Annotated in this window: 17 protein-coding genes and 2 pseudogenes; 16 read left to right on the plus strand and 3 right to left on the minus strand. The window is 60.5% G+C overall.

Features of this window, described 5'->3' with window-relative positions; all coding sequences use genetic code 11:
- Window positions 1-28 precede the first annotated feature (28 nt).
- The 8 genes and pseudogenes from AACY44_RS09240 (at window position 29) to AACY44_RS09275 (ending at window position 8,655) form a co-directional block, all read left to right on the plus strand.
- Window positions 29-1,435, plus strand: a complete 1,407-nt coding sequence (locus tag AACY44_RS09240) for an NAD(P)/FAD-dependent oxidoreductase (RefSeq protein WP_339437249.1) — start codon at window positions 29-31, stop codon at window positions 1,433-1,435.
- A gap of 44 nt (window positions 1,436-1,479) precedes the next feature.
- A pseudogene (locus tag AACY44_RS09245) lies at window positions 1,480-1,583 on the plus strand (spermidine/putrescine ABC transporter substrate-binding protein PotF); the annotation flags it as partial.
- A gap of 4 nt (window positions 1,584-1,587) precedes the next feature.
- Entirely contained in the window at window positions 1,588-1,938 is a 351-nt protein-coding gene (locus AACY44_RS09250) for a P1 family peptidase (protein WP_370467913.1), read from the plus strand.
- 363 nt (window positions 1,939-2,301) lie between these two features.
- Entirely contained in the window at window positions 2,302-3,735 is a 1,434-nt protein-coding gene (locus AACY44_RS09255) for a serralysin family metalloprotease (RefSeq protein ID WP_339494568.1), read from the plus strand.
- A 49-nt stretch (window positions 3,736-3,784) separates the two neighbouring features.
- Window positions 3,785-4,153: a protease inhibitor Inh/omp19 family protein gene (locus tag AACY44_RS09260; RefSeq protein WP_339437247.1), complete on the plus strand. Its 369-nt coding sequence runs from the start codon at window positions 3,785-3,787 to the stop codon at window positions 4,151-4,153.
- 103 nt (window positions 4,154-4,256) lie between these two features.
- The gene (locus tag AACY44_RS09265; RefSeq protein ID WP_339530106.1) at window positions 4,257-6,008 is read left to right on the plus strand and encodes a type I secretion system permease/ATPase; all 1,752 of its coding nucleotides are present in this window, start codon (window positions 4,257-4,259) and stop codon (window positions 6,006-6,008) included.
- Window positions 6,005-7,318, plus strand: a complete 1,314-nt coding sequence (locus AACY44_RS09270; RefSeq protein ID WP_339437246.1) for an HlyD family type I secretion periplasmic adaptor subunit — start codon at window positions 6,005-6,007, stop codon at window positions 7,316-7,318. Before AACY44_RS09265 ends, AACY44_RS09270 begins: the two co-directional genes overlap by 4 nt.
- A 2-nt stretch (window positions 7,319-7,320) precedes the next feature.
- Entirely contained in the window at window positions 7,321-8,655 is a 1,335-nt protein-coding gene (locus AACY44_RS09275; RefSeq protein WP_339420186.1) for a TolC family outer membrane protein, read from the plus strand.
- A 157-nt stretch (window positions 8,656-8,812) separates the two neighbouring features.
- Here the strand turns inward: AACY44_RS09275 and AACY44_RS09280 are convergent, their stop codons facing one another.
- Window positions 8,813-9,037 (minus strand): YgdI/YgdR family lipoprotein, encoded by a 225-nt coding sequence (locus AACY44_RS09280; RefSeq protein WP_049708369.1) that lies wholly within the window; start codon window positions 9,035-9,037, stop codon window positions 8,813-8,815.
- Window positions 9,038-9,223: 186 nt separating this feature from the next.
- Here AACY44_RS09280 and AACY44_RS09285 point away from each other — a divergent pair, with 186 nt between their 5' ends.
- The 5 genes and pseudogenes from AACY44_RS09285 to AACY44_RS09300 all read left to right on the plus strand — a co-directional run bounded on the left by AACY44_RS09285 (window position 9,224) and on the right by AACY44_RS09300 (window position 14,698).
- On the plus strand, window positions 9,224-10,870 hold the full coding sequence (locus AACY44_RS09285; RefSeq protein ID WP_339530109.1) for a VRR-NUC domain-containing protein: 1,647 nt from the start codon (window positions 9,224-9,226) through the stop codon (window positions 10,868-10,870).
- On the plus strand, window positions 10,867-13,131 hold the full coding sequence (locus tag AACY44_RS09290; RefSeq protein WP_339530111.1) for an ATP-dependent DNA helicase: 2,265 nt from the start codon (window positions 10,867-10,869) through the stop codon (window positions 13,129-13,131). The genes AACY44_RS09285 and AACY44_RS09290 overlap by 4 nt, the downstream gene beginning before the upstream one ends.
- Window positions 13,132-13,412: 281 nt before the next feature.
- Window positions 13,413-13,502, plus strand: a pseudogene (locus AACY44_RS27730) (hypothetical protein); the annotation flags it as partial.
- A gap of 55 nt (window positions 13,503-13,557) precedes the next feature.
- Window positions 13,558-13,800 carry a helix-turn-helix domain-containing protein gene (locus AACY44_RS09295; protein ID WP_339437244.1) on the plus strand — a complete coding sequence of 81 codons (243 nt, stop codon included), beginning with the start codon at window positions 13,558-13,560 and terminating at the stop codon, window positions 13,798-13,800.
- Entirely contained in the window at window positions 13,757-14,698 is a 942-nt protein-coding gene (locus tag AACY44_RS09300) for an alpha/beta fold hydrolase (RefSeq protein ID WP_339420199.1), read from the plus strand. Before AACY44_RS09295 ends, AACY44_RS09300 begins: the two co-directional genes overlap by 44 nt.
- A gap of 108 nt (window positions 14,699-14,806) precedes the next feature.
- Here AACY44_RS09300 and AACY44_RS09305 read toward each other — a convergent pair whose 3' ends face one another.
- Window positions 14,807-15,757 carry an alpha-E domain-containing protein gene (locus tag AACY44_RS09305; protein ID WP_339428448.1) on the minus strand — a complete coding sequence of 317 codons (951 nt, stop codon included), beginning with the start codon at window positions 15,755-15,757 and terminating at the stop codon, window positions 14,807-14,809.
- A 2-nt stretch (window positions 15,758-15,759) separates the two neighbouring features.
- Window positions 15,760-17,169: a circularly permuted type 2 ATP-grasp protein gene (locus AACY44_RS09310; protein WP_339428449.1), complete on the minus strand. Its 1,410-nt coding sequence runs from the start codon at window positions 17,167-17,169 to the stop codon at window positions 15,760-15,762.
- Between the two features lie 404 nt (window positions 17,170-17,573).
- On the opposite strand from AACY44_RS09310, the gene AACY44_RS09315 reads away from it, so the two are divergent.
- From AACY44_RS09315 to AACY44_RS09325, 3 genes are all read left to right on the plus strand, one after another.
- Entirely contained in the window at window positions 17,574-18,119 is a 546-nt protein-coding gene (locus AACY44_RS09315; protein ID WP_339420203.1) for a hypothetical protein, read from the plus strand.
- An 85-nt stretch (window positions 18,120-18,204) separates the two neighbouring features.
- Window positions 18,205-18,417: a hypothetical protein gene (locus AACY44_RS09320; RefSeq protein ID WP_339420205.1), complete on the plus strand. Its 213-nt coding sequence runs from the start codon at window positions 18,205-18,207 to the stop codon at window positions 18,415-18,417.
- Window positions 18,418-18,428: 11 nt separating this feature from the next.
- On the plus strand, window positions 18,429-18,563 hold the full coding sequence (locus tag AACY44_RS09325; RefSeq protein ID WP_339420206.1) for a hypothetical protein: 135 nt from the start codon (window positions 18,429-18,431) through the stop codon (window positions 18,561-18,563).
- Window positions 18,564-18,624: the final 61 nt, after the last annotated feature.

Raw genomic sequence — 18,624 nt, forward strand, 5'->3', positions numbered from 1 at the left:
CTATCGAAACGAGGTAGGGGAACCTGGCATGCCGGCATGGCGCACTATCAGCTTATGGATGGACCCGTTGGACGACCCGCTGCAAGCGCGGCCGGCGCTGGCCCATGACCTGGACGTCAACGTGGCCATTATCGGCGCCGGTTACACCGGGTTGTGGACCGCGTATTACCTGAAACGCCAGGCGCCCGAGCTGAACATCGCCATCATCGAGGCGCAAACCGCCGGGTTCGGCGCCTCCGGTCGCAATGGCGGTTGGCTGATGGGCAACCTGCTGGGTGAGGACCGTTTGTTGGCCAGCCTCGCTCCCGAACAGCGCCGTGCCTCCTTTGACCTGTCACACGCCATCCCGGATGAAGTGGCCCAGGTGCTGGCGCGTGAAGGTATCGACTGCGATTACCGCAAGGGCGGCGCCCTGTACTGCGCTGGGCGTTACCCGGAGCAGGAAGGCAGCCTGCGCCGCTATCTAGACAAACTCCACGCCCAGGGCCTGACCGAAGCCGACTACCGCTGGCTCAGCCCGCAACAACTGGCCGAACAGATCCGCATCGCCAAGCCCTATGGCGGTATCTATGCACCTCACGTCGCGACCATCAACCCCGCGAAGCTGGTGCGCAGTCTGGCGCGGGTGGTTGAAAGCATGGGCGTGACGGTCTACGAAAACAGCCCGGTCACCCACTGGCAGTCCGGCAGCCTGCGCACCGCTAAAGCGGCTGTTCGGGCTGCCTGGGTGGTGCCAGCGGTAGAAGGTTATGCCACGACCTTGCCGCCACTGGGCCGTTACCAATTGCCGGTGCAAAGCCTGATCGTCGCCACCGAACCATTGCCGGCCAGTACCTGGGACGAAATCGGCCTGCGCCATGGCCAGGCCTTTGGCGAAAGCAGCCGCCAAGTCACCTACGGACAGCGCACGGCGGATAACCGCTTGGTGTTCGGCGCGCGGGGCGGTTATCAGTTCGCCGGCAAACTGCGGCATGACTTTGATTTGACCGACAGCGAAGTGGCGCTGCGTCGCTATCTGTTTGGTGAGCTTTTCCCACAGCTCAAGAACGTAAGGATTACCCATTCCTGGGGCGGAAACCTGGGTATGTCGCGCAACTTTCGTCCGCACATGCTCTGTGACCCCAAGACCGGCATCGCGCTGTCCGGTGGTTATGGCGGGGAGGGCGTCGGCGCTACCAACCTGGGTGGCCGCACGCTGGCAGACCTGATCCTGGGCCGGGACACTCCGTTGGTCCACCAACCCTGGGTGATCCGCGAACGCGGCCTGGATGCGCTCAAACCCTGGGAGCCCGAGCCCTGCCGCTGGTTGGGCTATAACGCGATCATTCGCAGTTTCGTCCATGAAGACCAGGTGCTGGCCAACCCCAATACCGCCCCTTGGCGCCGCAAGCTGGCCACCGGCGTGGCCGGTTTCATGGAGGGTTTCATGCACTAAGTCGTTTCACTCACATGGGAAAACCCATGAGCATCACTCAATTCAAAGCGCTGCTGATGAACGTGCGACCTTATGTGGCCTACTTCCCTCCTCGAAATACACCGCCGACCTGGCCAACGGCGATATCTGCGTGGCGGTCGGCTTCGCCGCTGTTGCCGCACCAATGGCAGCGACTGGCGCAGCGCGCGTCCATCGGCATCGCGCGTACCGGCGGCGGCACCGAGGATTCCAGCGGTGACCTGTTCCTGGCGTTTTCCAAGGGTAACCGGGATTTACCAGGGGCGGATTACGGGCGCAAAGGCCTGCCGTTCAGCAGCACGCTGCACAGGGTCAACAATGACCATATTTCGCCGCTGTTCAGCGCGGCGGCAGAGGCGATCATCAATGCGATCCTGGCAGGCGAGGACATGGTGACTGATGACGGCGTCCTGGTGCCTGGCCTGAGTGGCGATACATTGCTGGCAGTACTACGCAAGACGGGGTGGAGTATGTCCCGGCAATAGGGGACACGCGACGTTATTAATACAAGTAATGGCTGTTTAATGTTGCCAATGACACCCTGGCAATATAGTGGATCCTTTAATTAACAGCGTCGCTCAACGTGTGCGGCGTTAGCGATATTTAATATTTAAATAACTGCGCGCTGTTTTTTGTCGGACAAAACCAAGGCTGTCCAATAAACACGGCACTGAACTTAGTTGGGTTGAAGGCAGGCTGATTTTTAACGCTGGAAAAGAGCTAGACGAAAGATTTCAAGTTGTGTCAGTTTCGTGACGCCTTCAAAAGAAGCGAGTGATAGGACGATCTCGCCCGCGGGGTTCCTATCGATCAAAGACTGATGCACTTGCAAACAAGGAAGTACGTTTATGTCAAAAGTAAAAGACAAGGCTATCGTGTCGGCGGCCCAAGCCAGTACCGCTTACTCGCAAATCGATAGCTTTAGCCATTTGTACGACCGTGGCGGCAACCTCACGGTCAATGGCAAACCCTCCTACACCGTTGACCAGGCAGCCACCCAGCTGTTGCGCGACGGCGCCGCGTACCGGGACGTTGACGGCAACGGCAAGATCGACCTGACCTACACCTTCCTCACCTCGGCCTCTTCGAGCACCATGAACAAACATGGCATCTCGGGTTTCAGTCAGTTCAACACCCAGCAGAAAGCACAGGCCGCACTGGCCATGCAATCCTGGGCGGACGTGGCCAACGTCACCTTCACCGAGAAAGCCACCGGCGGTGACGGCCACATGACCTTCGGCAACTACAGCAGCGGCCAGGACGGCGCGGCGGCCTTCGCCTACTTGCCCGGCACCGGCGCAGGCTACGACGGCACCTCGTGGTACCTGACCAACAACAGCTACACGCCCAACAAGACCCCGGACCTGAACAACTACGGCCGGCAAACCCTGACCCACGAAATCGGCCACACCCTGGGCCTGGCTCACCCTGGCGACTACAACGCCGGGAATGGCAACCCGACCTACAACGACGCGACCTATGGACAGGACACGCGCGGCTACAGCCTGATGAGCTACTGGAGCGAGAGCAACACTAACCAGAACTTCAGCAAAGGCGGCGTCGAGGCTTACGCGTCCGGGCCGTTGATCGACGACATTGCCGCGATCCAGAAGCTCTACGGCGCCAACTACAACACCCGTGCCGGCGACACCACCTACGGTTTCAACTCCAACACCGGGCGTGATTTCCTCAGCGCTTCGTCCAATGCCGACAAGCTGGTGTTCTCGGTGTGGGACGGTGGTGGCAATGACACCCTGGACTTCTCCGGTTTCACTCAGAACCAAAAGATCAACCTCAATGAGGCTTCGTTCTCGGACGTGGGTGGCTTGGTGGGCAACGTGTCCATCGCCAAGGGCGTGACCCTCGAGAACGCGTTCGGTGGCGCGGGCAACGACCTGATCATCGGTAACAACGCCGCCAACGTAATCAAGGGCGGGGCCGGCAACGACCTCATCTACGGTGGCGGCGGTGCGGACCAGCTGTGGGGCGGCGCCGGCAACGACACCTTTGTGTTCGGTGCCAGTTCCGACTCCAAGCCAGGGGCTGTGGACAAGATCTTTGACTTTGCCTCGGGTTCGGACAAGATCGACCTGTCCGGCATTACCAAAGGTGCAGGCCTGACCTTCGTCAATGCCTTCACCGGGCATGCCGGCGATGCTGTGCTGACCTACGCCGCAGGTACCAACCTGGGCACCTTGGCAGTGGACTTCTCCGGGCACGGCGTGGCGGACTTCCTCGTCACCACCGTCGGCCAGGCTGCGGTCAGCGACATCGTAGCGTGATGCACGGGCGCGGCGCCTCGGCGTCGCGCTTTACGGATGGAGCATAGCGATGCAGCGTTTTTTCAAATTGATCGCCTGCGTGTTGCAGGTGATGTTCGTGTCGGCAGGAGCCCACGCAATGGCGAGCAGTCTTGTATTACCTACCACCGCCCAGTTGGCCGGCCATTGGCAGTTGCACCAGCAGGATCGGGTGTGCGCGCTGGACCTGCTGGAGCAGGCCAATGCCTTGGGCGGCGACGTGGCGTGTGTCGAGCAGTGGCTGGGCGACAAGCCCCTGAGCTGGTCGCCAACACCGGACGGAATTTGGCTGATGAATGCCGAGGGCAGCGGGATTACCCACCTGAACCGCCAGACAGAGGGCGGATATAAAGGTCGCACGCCCAGTGGGCTGGAAGTTGTCTTGCAACGCACACCTTAGTTATTGTTATACGTTTATAACTTGATTTTATTAGTTGGCCGCCCTGTGCGTCGGGGCAAGGGCAACTATCGCGCGCAATTTGGTTCAGGGAAGATCAGACACCATGGCTAAGTCCCATGCCGTCGCGCCGTTATTCAAGGCGCTGGGTGAATACAAGAGCATCTTGATCAGTGTTGGCTGTTTCACTGCATTGATTAACCTGTTGATGCTGGTGCCGTCGATTTACATGCTGCAAGTGTATGACCGTGTGCTGTCCTCCCAGAATGAAACCACCCTGGTGATGTTGACGCTGATGGTCGTAGGTTTTTTTGCGTTTATCGGCCTGCTTGAGGTGATCCGCAGTTTTATCGTGATCCGGATCGGTAGCCAACTGGAGCGGCGTTTCAACGTGCGCGTCTACAAGGCCGCGTTTGAACGCAACCTGCAACGTGGCCAGGGGCATGCCGGGCAATCCTTGGGCGACTTGACCCATATTCGTCAGTTCATCACGGGCCCTGCGTTGTTCGCATTTTTCGATGCGCCGTGGTTTCCCATCTATCTGTTCGTGATCTTCCTGTTCAACGTGTGGCTTGGCGTGCTGGCCACCGCCGGTGCCGCGCTGCTGATCGGCTTGGCATGCCTGAATGAATACCTGACCAAAAAGCCGTTGGGGGAGGCCAGCGGTTACTCCCAGCAATCCACGCAATTGGCCACCAGCCACTTGCACAATGCCGAGACCATTCAGGCCATGGGCATGCTCGGCGCGCTGCGCAAACGCTGGTTTGCGGTGCATTCGCGGTTCCTTGGCCTGCAGAACAAGGCCAGTGATACCGGTTCGGTGGTCACGTCATTGAGCAAGTCCGTGCGCCTGTGCCTGCAATCGCTGGTGCTGGGGCTTGGCGCTTTACTGGTGATCAGAGGCGATATGACCGCCGGGATGATGATTGCCGGTTCGATCCTGATGGGCCGGGTGCTCAGCCCCATCGACCAGTTGATTGCGGTGTGGAAGCAGTGGAGTTCGGCCAAGCTGGCCTACCAGCGGCTGGATGAGTTGCTTCGCGAGTTTCCTCCGCAAGTGGAGCAGATGAAATTGCCGACGCCGCTCGGCCAAATCAGTTTCGAACAGGTCAGTGCGGGCCCGCCCGGAAAGCGTGTGGCGACCTTGCAGCAGGTCAGCTTCAACTTGGGCGCCGGTGAAGTGCTCGGTGTGCTCGGCGCATCGGGCTCTGGCAAATCCACCCTGGCGCGTGTATTGGTGGGGATATGGCCGACGCTGGCCGGCACCGTGCGCCTGGATGGCGCGGATATTCATCGCTGGGACCGCAACGACCTGGGGCCGCACATCGGCTACTTGCCCCAGGACATCGAACTGTTCAGCGGCAGCATCGCCGACAACATCGCGCGCTTTCGCGAAGCTGATCCCGAATCAGTGGTGCGCGCCGCGCAGCAGGCGGGCGTGCATGAACTGATCCTGCGGTTGCCCCAGGGCTACGACACCGTTTTGGGCGACAACGGCGGTGGCCTGTCCGGCGGCCAGAAACAACGGGTGGCGCTGGCCCGCGCGCTGTATGGCGGGCCGCGTCTGATCGTGCTGGATGAGCCCAACTCCAACCTCGACACCGTCGGCGAAGCCGCCCTGGCCAGCGCCATCGTGCAGATGAAAGCCCAGGGCAGCAGCGTGGTGCTGGTGACCCATCGCTCTTCGGCGCTGGCCCAGGCCGATAAGCTGCTGGTGCTCAGTGAAGGGCATTTGCAGGCGTTCGGGCCGAGCCAGGAGGTGCTGCGGGCGTTGTCGGGTCAGCAGGAAGCACCGAAGGAAAAAACCGGCGTCAGTTTCAGTCGTCAGTACCAGGCCGGAAGGAATCCAGGCGCATGAGCAGCATCACTTTTGAACCGCGTTTCAAAGAGCGCGACGCCGGGTTCTTCGCCCGAATGGGCTGGTTGCTGACGGTAGTCGGTGCCGGCGGATTTTTCCTGTGGGCCAGCCTGGCCCCGTTGGACCAGGGCATTCCGGTACAGGGCACGGTGGTGGTATCCGGCAAGCGCAAAGCTGTGCAAACCCTCAGCCCTGGTGTGGTCAGCCAGATTCTGGTGAAGGAGGGTGAAACGGTTAAACAAGGCCAACCGCTGTTTCGCCTCGACCAGACCCAGCACCAGGCCGACGTGCAGTCACTGCAAGCCCAGTACCGCATGGCCTGGGCCAGCGTGGCGCGTTGGCAGAGCGAGCGTGACAACCAAACCCGCATTACCTTTCCTGCCGAGTTGGGCGCCAATCCCGACCCAGCCCTGGCGCTGGTACTGGAAGGCCAGCGCCAACTGTTCAGCAGCCGTCGCGAAGCGTTTGCCCGCGAACAGGCCGGTATCCGCGCCAATATTGAAGGTGCCACTGCGCAACTGAACGGCATGCGCCGTGCCCGCAGCGACCTGACGGCGCAGGCCCAATCCTTGCGCGAGCAACTCGGCAACCTGCAACCGTTGGCCGACAACGGTTACATCCCGCGCAACCGGCTGATGGAGTACCAGCGGCAGTTGTCCCAAGTGCAACAGGACTTGGCGCAGAACACCGGCGAAAGTGGACGCGTGGAGCAGGGCATCCTCGAATCGCGCCTGAAATTGCAGCAGCACAGCGAGGAATACCAGAAGGAAGTGCGCAGCCAATTGGCCGACGCACAACTGCGCAGCCTGACCCTGGAACAGCAACTCACCTCAGCCGGGTTCGACCTGCAACACAGCGAAATCAACGCCCCGGCGGATGGCATCGCGGTCAACCTCGGCGTGCACACCGTCGGCGCCGTGGTGCGCGCCGGCGAGACCTTGCTGGAGATCGTGCCCCAGGACACGCGCCTGGAAGTGGAAGGGCACTTGCCGGTGCACCTGGTGGACAAAGTGGGAACGCACCTGCCGGTCGACATCCTGTTCACCGCTTTCAACCAGAGCCGCACACCGCGTGTGCCGGGCGAGGTCAGCCTGATCTCCGCCGACCAAATGCTCGATGAAAAAACTGGCGCGCCGTATTACGTGCTGCGCTCCACGGTCAGCGACGCGGCACTGGAAAAACTCCACGGGTTGGTGATCAAGCCAGGCATGCCCGCCGAGATGTTCGTGCGTACCGGCGAGCGCTCGTTGCTCAATTACCTGTTCAAGCCGCTGCTCGACCGCGCCGGCTCCGCGTTGACCGAGGAATAGACATGAAAGCTGTGTTTATCGCCTTGCTGTTGACCTGCGCCAACGCCCAGGCCGCCATGGGCCCGTTCGATGTGTACGAGCAGGCCTTGCGTAACGACCCGGTGTTCCTCGGCGCTATCAAAGAGCGTGACGCCGGCCTGGAGAATCGCGCCATCGGCCGTGCGGGCTTGTTGCCCAAACTGTCGTACAACTACAACAAGGGCCGCAATAACTCCCAGGCCACCTTGCCGGACGGGCGCGGCGGCAGTTATCACGACGACCGCAACTACAACAGCTACGGTTCTACCTTCAGCCTGCAACAGCCGCTGCTCGACTACGAGGCCTACGCCAACTACCGTAAAGGCGTGGCCCAGGCGCTGTTCGCCGATGAAAGCTTTCGCGACAAGAGCCAGGCGCTGCTGGTGCGCGTGCTGACGTATTACACCGAGGCGTTGTTTGCCCAGGACCAGATCGACATCGCCCGCGCCAAGAAGAGGGCCTTCGAGCAGCAGTTCCAGCAAAACCAGCACCTGTTCCAGCAGGGCGAGGGTACTCGCACGGACATTCTGGAGGCCGAGTCGCGCTACGAACTGGCCACCGCCGAAGAAATCCAGGCGATGGATGAACAGGACGCGTCCTTGCGCGAGCTGGGTGCATTGATCGGCGTGCAAAGCGTCAACATCAATGACCTGGCCCCTTTGAACCAGGGGTTTGTCGCGTTCACCTTGACCCCGGCCAACTATGACACCTGGCATGAACTGGCGATCAGCAACAACCCCACGCTGGCGTCCCAGCGCCAGGCCCTGGAAGTGGCGCGTTATGAGGTGGAGCGCAACCGCGCCGGGCATTTGCCCAAGGTCACGGCGTACGCCAGTTCGCGCCAGCAGGAGTCCGACAGCGGCAATACCTACAACCAACGCTATGACACCAACACCATCGGCGTCGAAGTCAGCCTGCCGCTGTATGCCGGTGGCGGTATCTCGGCGTCCACCCGCCAGGCCAGCCGCGCCATGGAACAGGCCGAGTACGAGCTGGAGGGCAAGACCCGCGAAACCCTGATCGAGTTGCGTCGCCAGTTCAGTGCGTGTCTGTCGGGGGTGAGCAAGTTGCGGGCGTACCAGAAGGCGTTGGTGTCAGCCGAAGCGCTGGTGGTGTCGACCAAGCAAAGCATCCTCGGGGGGGAGCGGGTCAACCTTGATGCGCTGAACGCTGAGCAGCAGCTGTACAGCACCCGGCGTGACCTGGCGCAGGCGCGGTATGACTATTTGATGGCTTGGACCAAGTTGCATTATTACGCGGGGAATCTGCGGGATACTGATTTGGCGAAGGTGGATGAGGCGTTTGGGCCGCGATTGTAGCGCTGGTTTTTTGGGGGGAGATGGACATCAGCCGGGGCTGGAATGCAATTCACTGTGGGAGCGGGCTTGCCCGCGATGGCGGAGTGTCATGCAGCGGCTATGTACCTGAGATACCGCTATCGCAGGCAAGCCAGCTCCCACATTTGACCTGCGTTGCCTAATCTTCCTTGCGCACGGTGGCTACGTCGTCGGCTTTGACACGGATGCGTTTGCCGGCGATGTCGGTGAATTCGTAGAAGCCGTCGGCAGTCTTGGTTTTTGGGGTGTCCTTGGTCAAATACTGTGTGCCATTTTGCAGCGTTACCACGGTTTGCGTCGCGCAACCGGCCAATACCAGAAAAGTGAGTGCAACCAGTGGCAGACCCAAATTCTTCATGTTCATAACCCTTACCTTAACCCTGAAAAGTCCCACGCCAGAGGCCGCGGGCCACAAATGTTACGCCATCGACTCACCCATCTGATCACTTTTACGTAAAAAGTTGCAGGCGCCATTTATCTATTACCGATTGCAACCTGGCATCTGCGGCGGCACTCTGTATGCATAACCAGTACTTGATCACTGTGCGCCATGGCCAATCCCCTCGAAGACCCGCTCTATTACCTGCATAACTTCCGTCAGGTCCTGCACTGGCTGGAGCAGCGCTATGCGGATTTGCTTGATCCGGACGAACAGCATTTCATTCAGCAATTTGACAGGTTGCCGCAAGCGTCCCAGGCGTTGTTGGTGCGCATGGTGATGCGCAAGGGTGTGCATTTTCGTGCGGGCAAGCTCAGTTACCTCGAGATCGGTTGCCCGCACGCCGCTGCCGAGCCGTTGTTGGCACTGGGCTGGGTGAATGATCAATGCCTGCTGAGCTTTGAAGAGCTGTTCGCCTTGTTGCAGAAAGGCGAACTTCTCGCGGCGTTCAAGCCTTGGATCGACCAACCCAAAGCGAGGAAAACCGACTGGCTGGAAGGGCTGGCGGCGCAGTTTGTCGACAGCCGCAGTTTCGCCACGTGGTGCCCCGCATTGGCTGACACGCTGTACAGCCTCACCGTGATGGAATTGTGCGACCGCCTGCGCCTGATGTTCTTTGGCAACCTGCATCAGGACTGGTCAGAATTCGTGCTGGCCGACCTTGGCATCTATACCTATGAAAAAGTCGAATTCTGTGCCGAGTCCCGCGGTTTGCGCAGCCGAGACGACGTGCACGGTTTTTTGTTCCTGCACCAGTGCCAGCAGGCCTTTGAAACAGGCCAGGCGCTGGAAGAAGTGCTCGTGCGGATCGCTACCCTGAACACCGATAACCCCTGGCTGGAAAAACGCCGGGCCAAGCTATTGTTCCAAGTGGGCCAGTACTGTGAACGCAATGCGGAACTGGGCTTGGCGGAGCAGATTTACCGCGCGTGCGCCTACCCAGGTGCCCGCGCGCGACTGATCCGCGTGCTGGAGCGTCAGGAAGATTACACCCAGGCCATTGCCCTGGCTTACGCCGCTCAACAAATGCCGGAAAGCGCCGCCGAGCAGCAACACGTGTTGCGTGTGTTGCCACGCCTGCGGCGCAAATTGGGCGAACCGGCGTTGCCCAAAACCAAGCCCCGGCCGGTCACGCGACTGGATCTGGCCCTGGCGCTGCCCGAGCCGTTGATGTCGGTGGAGTACTGCGTGCAGGCTCACCTCAGCGAGCCCGATGGGCCGGTGCATTACGTTGAAAACGGACTGATCAATTCGCTGTTCGGCCTGCTGTGCTGGGACGTGATCTTTGCGCCGCTGCCAGGTTCGTTTTTCCACCCGTTCCAGCGCGGCCCCGCAGATTTGCACAGCGAAGACTTCCACCAGCGCCGCGCGCCGCTGTTCGCCGGGTGTTTCGAGCAGTTGCAGGACGAGCGCTATAAAACCACCATCCGCCAGCGTTATAGCGAAAAGTGGGGAATCCAGTCGCCGTTTGTGTTCTGGAACCTGCTCAGCGAAGAACTGCTGGAACAGGCATTGGCCTGCCTGCCCGCCGAGCACCTGCATTACTGGTTTGAACGGCTGCTGCTGGACATCCGCGCCAACCGCGCCGGCATGCCGGACCTGATCCAGTTCTGGCCCGAGCAAAAGACCTACCGCATGATCGAGGTCAAGGGCCCTGGCGATCGCCTGCAAGACAACCAGTTGCGCTGGCTGGAGTTCTGCGGCGAATACCAGATGCCAGTGACGGTCTGCTATGTGCGCTGGGCAGAGTCCGCTTGAGTTACAGCGTTGCCGTGCGTGCGTTGTGTGAGTTCACGGCCAAGGTCGGTGACCTGGACCTGCGCTTTACGCCTTCCCCCAGCGCCCAGGAAGGCATTCTCGGCCACCGCACCGTCGCGTCACGGCGCAGCAAGCACTACCAGAATGAAGTCGCGCTTGAAGGCGACTACCAACAACTCAAGGTACGGGGCAGGGCGGACGGCTATGACCCGGACGCCAACCGCCTGGAAGAAGTCAAAACCTATCGTGGCGACCTCGATGCCCAGCCCGCCAACCATCGCCAACTACATTGGGCCCAGGTCAAGGTCTACGGCTGGCTGATGTGCCAGAAACTCGGCCTTGCGGACATTGACCTGGCACTGGTGTACTTCGATATCGTCGGCGAAGGCGAGACGGTGCTGAACCAACGCTTTCAAGCGACTGAGCTGGAGGCGTTCTTCAATCAGCAATGCGCGCTGTTCCTCGGTTGGGCCCAGCAGGAAATGCAGCATCGCGTAGCGCGCAACAACGCCGCGCACACCCTGGTTTTTCCCCATGCCGGGTTTCGTCCTGGCCAGCGTTCGCTGGCCGAGTCGGTGTACAAGGCCGTCAGCACCGGGCGTTGCCTGATGGCTCAAGCGCCTACGGGTATCGGTAAGACCATCGGCACGATTTTCCCTTTGCTCAAGGCCCTGGCGCCCCAGCAACTGGACAAGCTGTTCTTCCTCACCGCCAAGACCCCCGGCCGCAAGCTCGCCCTGGATGCTGCCCAAGTGCTATACGCCAGCAGCCCCGGCCTGCCATTGCGCGTGCTGGAACTGGTGGCGCGGGACAAAGCCTGTGAACATCTGGACAAGGCCTGCCACGGCGATTCCTGCCCCCTGGCCCAAGGCTTCTATGACCGCTTGCCCGCCGCGCGCATTGCCGCGTCCAAGGTGCGCCTGCTCGATCAGCGAAACCTGCGCGACGTCGCCCTGGCCCATGACGTTTGCCCTTACTACCTGAGCCAGGAAATGGCGCGCTGGGCCGACTTGGTGGTCGCCGACTACAACTACTACTTCGACTTTGGCGCCATGCTGTTTGGCCTGGCCCAGCTCAATCAGTGGCGCGCCGCCGTATTGGTGGACGAGGCGCACAACCTGGTCGAACGTGCCCGTTCGATGTACAGCGCCAGCCTTGACCAGTACAGCCTCAAGACCCTGCGCGACACCGCGCCCGAAGCGTTGAAGAAACCCTTGCAGCGCCTCAACCGTGAGTGGAACGCGCTGCACAAGGACCAGCTCGCGCCGTACCAGGCTTATGTCGCCCGACCCGAAAAACTGATACAGGCCCTGACCCTGTGTGCCAGCGCCATGGGCGACTATTTCAACGCGCACCCCGAGTCACTCAGTGGCGACCTGCAAGCGTTTTATTTCGAGGTGCTGCAATTTGCCAAGGTTGCCGAGCTGTTCAACGAGCACTTTATTTTCGATATCAGCAAGCGCCAGTTCAGTGGCAAACGCAGCAGCTCTACCCTGTGCCTGCGCAACGTGGTGCCCGCCGAGTTCATCCGCCCGCGATTGACCGCGGCCCGCAGCAGTGTGCTGTTTTCCGCCACCCTCAGCCCTCGTCATTACTACGCCGACTTGCTGGGCCTGCCGGCGGATACCGCGTGGATCGACGTGGAGTCACCGTTCAAGGCCGAGCAATTGCAGGTGCGCATCGTCGATGCAATCTCCACACGCTTCGTCCATCGCAACGCCTCGCTGGAACCCATCGTTGAGCTGATCGCCCACCAGTACACCCAGCAGCCTGGCAACTACCTGGCGTTTTTCTCAAGCTTTGATTACCTGCAGCAGGTGGCGCAGTTGCTCGGCGAGCGACACCCGCAGATCGCGCTCTGGCAGCAGTCACGCGGCATGGCGGAGGCCGAGCGCCAGGCCTTTCTTGACCAGTTCACCGAGCACAGCCAGGGCATCGGTTTTGCCGTACTGGGTGGCGCATTCGGCGAGGGCATTGACTTGCCCGGTGCGCGCTTGATCGGTGCTTTTATTGCCACCCTCGGGCTGCCCCAACTGAACCCGGTCAACGAACAGATGAAACTGCGCATGGGCGCGATCTTCGGCGCGGGTTACGACTACACCTACCTGTACCCCGGCATTCAGAAAGTGGTGCAGGCGGCGGGCAGGGTGATCCGCAGCCAGCAGGACCGGGGTGTGGTGATGTTGATCGATGACCGGTTCGGCGAGGCGCGGGTGCGCCAATTGTTGCCGCGCTGGTGGGCACCGACGATCAGAGCGTGACGCCACACAGTCGCTCGCTCAATGCCCACAAACGCTCCGAGGTCGACGGCCCAGGGATAGACGCCGGAGCGCCTGCTTTCATCGTGAGCGGGGGCGGCTACACCGCATGCTTGACCACGCTGGTCCAGCACCACGGCGACGTCTAATCCGCTGTTGATAGGGGTTTGCTTGCTGGTCATAAGGCTCTCCACTCAGGAGGACCTATAGTGTTTTTTTGGGGCCGGACGCGGAATAGCCTAAAGTCTGTATTTCTGTCGCGATCGTCCGGAGCTTTTTTATTTATGGATACCCTGTCTGATGTGGTGGCGTTGTTACGCAGTCACCACTCGTATTTTGCAGGTTTGAAGGCGGGCGGCGACTGGGCGCTGGATTTTCCACCACCGGGTGGCATCAAGTTCAACGCGGTGGTGGAGGGGGAGTGTTGGCATGGCACCTCAGGCATATCTGACCCGCTGGCGCATGCATTTGGCGGTACAGGCGTTGAACACCTCCAGCAGCAGTGTGTCCAGCATCGGCCAGGCATTGGGTTATCAGTCGGACAGCGCATTCAGCAGTGCTTTCAAACGTTTGATGAATTGCTCACCGCGAGAGTACCGCGAGCGCAAACTACACAAGGACGCCTCTGATGAACGCTACCCGGCAGCACAGGATCCAGGTCAACGGCATTGAGTTAAGTGTGCAGGTCACGGGGGCGGACGAAGGCCCGCCGATCTGGCTGCTCCACGGTTTCCCGGAATGCTGGCACTCCTGGCGCGAGCAGATTCGCGCATTGGCGGCTGCGGGTTACCGAGTGTTCGCCCCGGAAATGCGCGGCTACGGCCAGACCAGTTCGCCCGCCGCGATCGCCGATTATGATCTGCTGACCCTGTGCGGGGATATCCAGCAGGCCATGGACCATTTTGGCCATGCGCAGGTGGTGATGGTCGGCCATGACTGGGGGGCAGTGGTGGCCTGGCACCTGGCGCTGCTCGAACCCGAGCGTGTCACGCACTTGATCACGATGTCCGTGCCATTCGCTGGGCGCGCGCGGCGGCCGGTGATCGAAATCATGCGTGAGCTGTACGCCGATCGCTTCAACTACATCCTGTATTTCCAGGAGCCTGGCGTTGCCGAGCAGGAGCTGAACGCTGACATCGAGCGCACGCTGCGCCTGTTCATGCAGGATCAGGATGTGTTTTTGCAAAAGAAACCGCCGAGCGCCAGGTTACTTGAGGGCGTTCCCGCGCCCGGCGCATTGCCGCAATGGTGTTCCCAGGCAGATCTGGACGTCTACGTAAACACCTTCGCCGACCACGGTTTTCGTGGCCCGCTGAACTGGTACCGCAACTTTGAACGCAACTGGCAACGCACCGAATGCCTGGCTGGCCAGCAGGTGTTGCAACCCACGCTATTCCTGATCGGTGACCGAGACCCGGTCGGTGTGTTCGAGGCGCACACACTCAAACGCATGCCCGATTCAGTGCCTCACCTTGAACAACACGTGCTGCCCAACTGCGGCCACTGGATCCAGAACGAACAAAGCCAGCAGGTCAACACGCTGATGCTCGCGTTCCTACGAAAACCGTAACCCCAACCCCCTCCAAATGTGGGAGCGGGCTTGCCCGCGAATGCGTCGGGTCAGCCACTCAACCGTTGACTGACCCACCGCACCGCGAGCAATCGCGCTCCCACCGCTTCAAACAACTTCCAAATACGAACTATGAATCGCCTGTGCCAACTCCCGAACCGTGTCAATAAATTCCGTCAAGCGGCTATGCAACCCATCCTCAAGAATCTCATCAATCCCCGTATACCTGAGCCGCGCCTCAAACTCCGCGGCCAACCGCTGCGCCGTGCGCCCGTAACTGCCGGGCAAGTCCGCCAGGATATGACTCAACTCCTCGATACATGCATGCAACGAACGCGGCACATCGCTGCGCAACAACAGCAACTCTGAGACCGAGCGAGCATTCAACGCATTCGGATACAACTCGGTGTACGCCTCGAACGACGACAACGCGCGGAGCAGGGCGCTCCATTGGTAATAACCGCGTGCCGACAAGTCACTGACTTCCTCCGACTCCTCGCCAAACATCTCATAGCGTGCATCCAGCAGGCGCAAGGTGTTATCCGCACGCTCTACGAAGGTGCCCAGGCGGATAAACCGATAGGCGTCATTGCGCATGATCGTCCCGGAGGTGGCCCCCCGGAAAAGGTGCGAACGCTGCTTGACCCAATCACAAAAGTGGTTGATGCCATGCCGCGCCAGGCCGCCCGCGGCGATGCTGCGCATTTCCAGCCAGGTGGCGTTGAGGTTTTCCCACATGTCGGCGGTGATCCGCCCGCGTACCGCATGGGCATTGCCACGCGCCGCGCGCAGGCAGTTATAGATGCTGGCGGGGTTCTCTTCGTCGAGGGCAAAGAAGTGCAACATGCGCTCGGCATCCAGCTGTGTATGCCGCTCAAGGTAATTGTCCAGGGTGCCGCTGCTGAGCAGCGACATGGCCAGTTCATCCAGGCCATCACTATGCCCGGCCTGGGGCATCAACGACAGGGAGTAGCTGACCTCGAGCATCCGCGCCAGGTTCTCGGCGCGCTCCAGGTAACGGGACATCCAGTACAGGTCTGCGGCGGTTCTACTCAACATACTCAGTCCTCCACCACCCAGGTGTCCTTGGTTCCGCCGCCTTGCGACGAGTTGACGATCAGTGAGCCTTCCTTCAGCGCAACACGGGTAAGACCACCCGGTACGAGGCGGGTTTCCTTGCCCGACAGCACAAAGGGCCGCAGGTCGATATGGCGCGGAGCAATGCCGTTCTCGACAAAGGTGGGGCAGGTGGACAGGCTCAGTGTGGGTTGGGCGATATACGCGTGGGGTCGGGCCTTGATGCGTTGACGGAAGTCCTCGATCTCGGCGGCGCTGGAGGCCGGGCCGACCAGCATGCCGTAGCCGCCGGAGCCTTGGGTTTCCTTGACCACCAGTTGCGGCAGGTTGGCCAGAACGTGGGACAGTTCGTCGGGTTTGCGGCACTGGAAGGTCGGCACGTTTTGCAGCACCGGTTCTTCATCCAAGTAGAAGCGGATCATCTCGGGCACGTAGGGGTAGATCGACTTGTCATCAGCCACGCCGGTGCCGATGGCATTGGCCAGCACCACGTTGCCGGCGCAATAGGCGGCCACCAGGCCGGGCACGCCAAGCATCGAATCGGGGTTGAAGGCCTTGGGGTCGAGGAAGGCGTCGTCGATACGCCGGTAAATCACGTCGACCGGCTTGGGGCCGTCGGTGGTGCGCATGAACACCTTGAGGTCCTGTACGAACAAGTCGGCGCCTTCCACCAGTTCCACGCCCATTTCCCGGGCCAGGAACGCATGTTCGAAGAATGCACTGTTAAAGCGCCCTGGCGTTAGCACCACCACGTTGGGGTTGTCCAGGCGGCTGGCGCTTTTCAGGGTCTTGAGCAGCAGGTTGGGGTAATGGTCCACCGGCGCGATACGCTGCTTGGCGAACACCTCGGGGAACAGGCGCATCATCATTTTGCGGTCTTCGAGCATGTAGCTCACGCCGCTGGGGGTGCGCAGGTTGTCTTCGAGCACGTAGTAGGTGCCGTCGCCATCGCGCACCAGGTCGACACCGGAAATATGCGAGTAGATGTCGCGGTGCAGGTCCAGGCCGACCATCGCCTTCTGATAACCCTCGTTGCCCAGCACCTGTTCCGCCGGAATGATCCCGGCCTTGATAATGCGCTGGTCGTGGTAGATGTCGGCAAGGAACATGTTCAGCGCGTTGACGCGCTGGATACAACCGCGTTCGATCAGGCTCCATTCACTGGCGGGGATGCTGCGGGGGATGATGTCGAAGGGGATCAGGCGCTCGGTGTCTTGCTCGTCGCCATACAGCGTGAACGTAATCCCGGCGCGGTGGAACAGCAAGTCGGCTTCACGGCGACGCTGGGCCAGCAGTTCCGGCGGCGTATTCGCCAGCCAGCGGGAGAAGTCTTGATAATGCGCACGGCACGCGCCGTTTGCGTCATTCATTTCATCGAAGAAAGATCGAGCCATTCCAGTACCTTGTCAGTGCCGAGGATAGCCAAGTGGCACTGCCGCTTCAAAAAACGCATTTTTATAAGGCCGTGGCTGAAGGTGCCAACCGGCCTGGTCCTTACTTTCTTATGGGGTCGGCTCTGGGTCGGTGGGTAACGAATGCTCCTGTAAGCGGGCAAGGCAGGTGAGTGATGAAAGGGTTAAGCAATGCGTGTGCCGAAACCACCAATAACCCTATTGCCGTAAGCGGGCTTGCCCCGCGCTGGGCTGCGCAGCGGCCCAAAAAAAACGGGAGCGCTACGCACGCCAGCGCGGGGCAAGCCCGCTCACTACAAAATGCGCCAGATTGGTGCGCAAACTAACTTGAACTTCGCCAGCGCCCCTTCCTTCTAAACAGACTCGATCCAAAACGGAGCACGCATGTGCCCAGAATCATCTCCCCCCAATCCCCAGAATCGACCCTGACAGATCACAGTGAACACAACGCCAAGATCTTCGGCTCACCCAAAGACCGCCTCGACTTCTATCGGCGCGAGATACAATACGAAACCTCGATCCTGGCCAACCGCACCGACGCCTACCTCACGGCGCAGTCGTTCCTGGTGATCGCCTTTGTCTCTGGCATGGGCAACCTCAACCCGGAATGGGGCAAATTGTTCACACTGTTGGTGCCGCTGTTCCTGGCGCTCCTGGGCATTCTCAGCTCACTCAACGCCTGGCCCGGCATACGCGCGGCGTATGACATCATTGACCACTGGCACTTCAAGCAAAGCGAACTGCTGCGCAGCGAGCCAGTGATGGGCATGGCCTACGACGAGTCGCCGCTGTTTTCCGAAATGGAGTCGTCCCACAAGGGCTATCGCAAGTCGTTGTTGTTCTCCATGCGCGCCCCGTGGCTGTTCATGGTGTTCTGGGTGCTGCTCGCGGCTTATGCGTTCTACATTCAGGTAGATAACCCAGGCTCTTAGGCAATTTGAACTTCATTGCCCAGGGCGTGACCTTACCTTTACGCAGGCTGCATTTTCCCAATACTGCGAACAGAAGAGGTGACCCATGAACACACACGACGATCCCCAAGTCAGCGGGCGCAACGACCCGGCCATCGACGGCGGCGAACCCGCGCCAGGTACTGGCGCCGACGCGCCAAAAGATCCGGCACCGGCCAAAGAACCCAAGGCTGAAGAAAACGACTACAGTCCAGACTTCGAGCCGGAGCCGGAGCCCAAGGCTGAAACCGATGCCGATATCGATACCCAAGGCGGTTAGTGGAGACGGTGATGTCAAAAGAACTTGATGACGAACTCAACGACCCAGGCAATGAAGACCCTGGCTCGTTGATGGATGACGCAGAAGTGCCGCTCAACGATCTGGATGAAGCGGCGGATGTGGGCAATACCGAGAATCTGGACTGAGTGCTCACCTGGCGCTTGCGGCGGCGTGTCGGATCCGTAGCGCCCTCCGGCATCCATGCAC

The organism is Pseudomonas sp. RA_15y_Pfl1_P11 (assembly GCF_963970975.1).
Lineage (GTDB): Bacteria > Pseudomonadota > Gammaproteobacteria > Pseudomonadales > Pseudomonadaceae > Aquipseudomonas > Aquipseudomonas tritici.

Excerpts from the sequence above, each read along its gene's own strand:
- AACY44_RS09240 (WP_339437249.1), top strand. The coding sequence starts at position 29 with ATGCCGGCATGGCGCACTATCAGCTTATGGATGGACCCGTTGGACGAC.
- AACY44_RS09255 (WP_339494568.1), top strand. The coding sequence starts at position 2,302 with ATGTCAAAAGTAAAAGACAAGGCTATCGTGTCGGCGGCCCAAGCCAGT.
- AACY44_RS09260 (WP_339437247.1), top strand. The coding sequence starts at position 3,785 with ATGCAGCGTTTTTTCAAATTGATCGCCTGCGTGTTGCAGGTGATGTTC.
- AACY44_RS09265 (WP_339530106.1), top strand. The coding sequence starts at position 4,257 with ATGGCTAAGTCCCATGCCGTCGCGCCGTTATTCAAGGCGCTGGGTGAA.
- AACY44_RS09270 (WP_339437246.1), top strand. The coding sequence starts at position 6,005 with ATGAGCAGCATCACTTTTGAACCGCGTTTCAAAGAGCGCGACGCCGGG.
- AACY44_RS09275 (WP_339420186.1), top strand. The coding sequence starts at position 7,321 with ATGAAAGCTGTGTTTATCGCCTTGCTGTTGACCTGCGCCAACGCCCAG.
- AACY44_RS09280 (WP_049708369.1), bottom strand. The coding sequence starts at position 9,037 with ATGAACATGAAGAATTTGGGTCTGCCACTGGTTGCACTCACTTTTCTG.
- AACY44_RS09285 (WP_339530109.1), top strand. The coding sequence starts at position 9,224 with ATGGCCAATCCCCTCGAAGACCCGCTCTATTACCTGCATAACTTCCGT.
- AACY44_RS09295 (WP_339437244.1), top strand. The coding sequence starts at position 13,558 with ATGGCACCTCAGGCATATCTGACCCGCTGGCGCATGCATTTGGCGGTA.
- AACY44_RS09300 (WP_339420199.1), top strand. The coding sequence starts at position 13,757 with ATGAACGCTACCCGGCAGCACAGGATCCAGGTCAACGGCATTGAGTTA.
- AACY44_RS09305 (WP_339428448.1), bottom strand. The coding sequence starts at position 15,757 with ATGTTGAGTAGAACCGCCGCAGACCTGTACTGGATGTCCCGTTACCTG.
- AACY44_RS09310 (WP_339428449.1), bottom strand. The coding sequence starts at position 17,169 with ATGGCTCGATCTTTCTTCGATGAAATGAATGACGCAAACGGCGCGTGC.
- AACY44_RS09320 (WP_339420205.1), top strand. The coding sequence starts at position 18,205 with ATGAACACACACGACGATCCCCAAGTCAGCGGGCGCAACGACCCGGCC.
- AACY44_RS09325 (WP_339420206.1), top strand. The coding sequence starts at position 18,429 with ATGTCAAAAGAACTTGATGACGAACTCAACGACCCAGGCAATGAAGAC.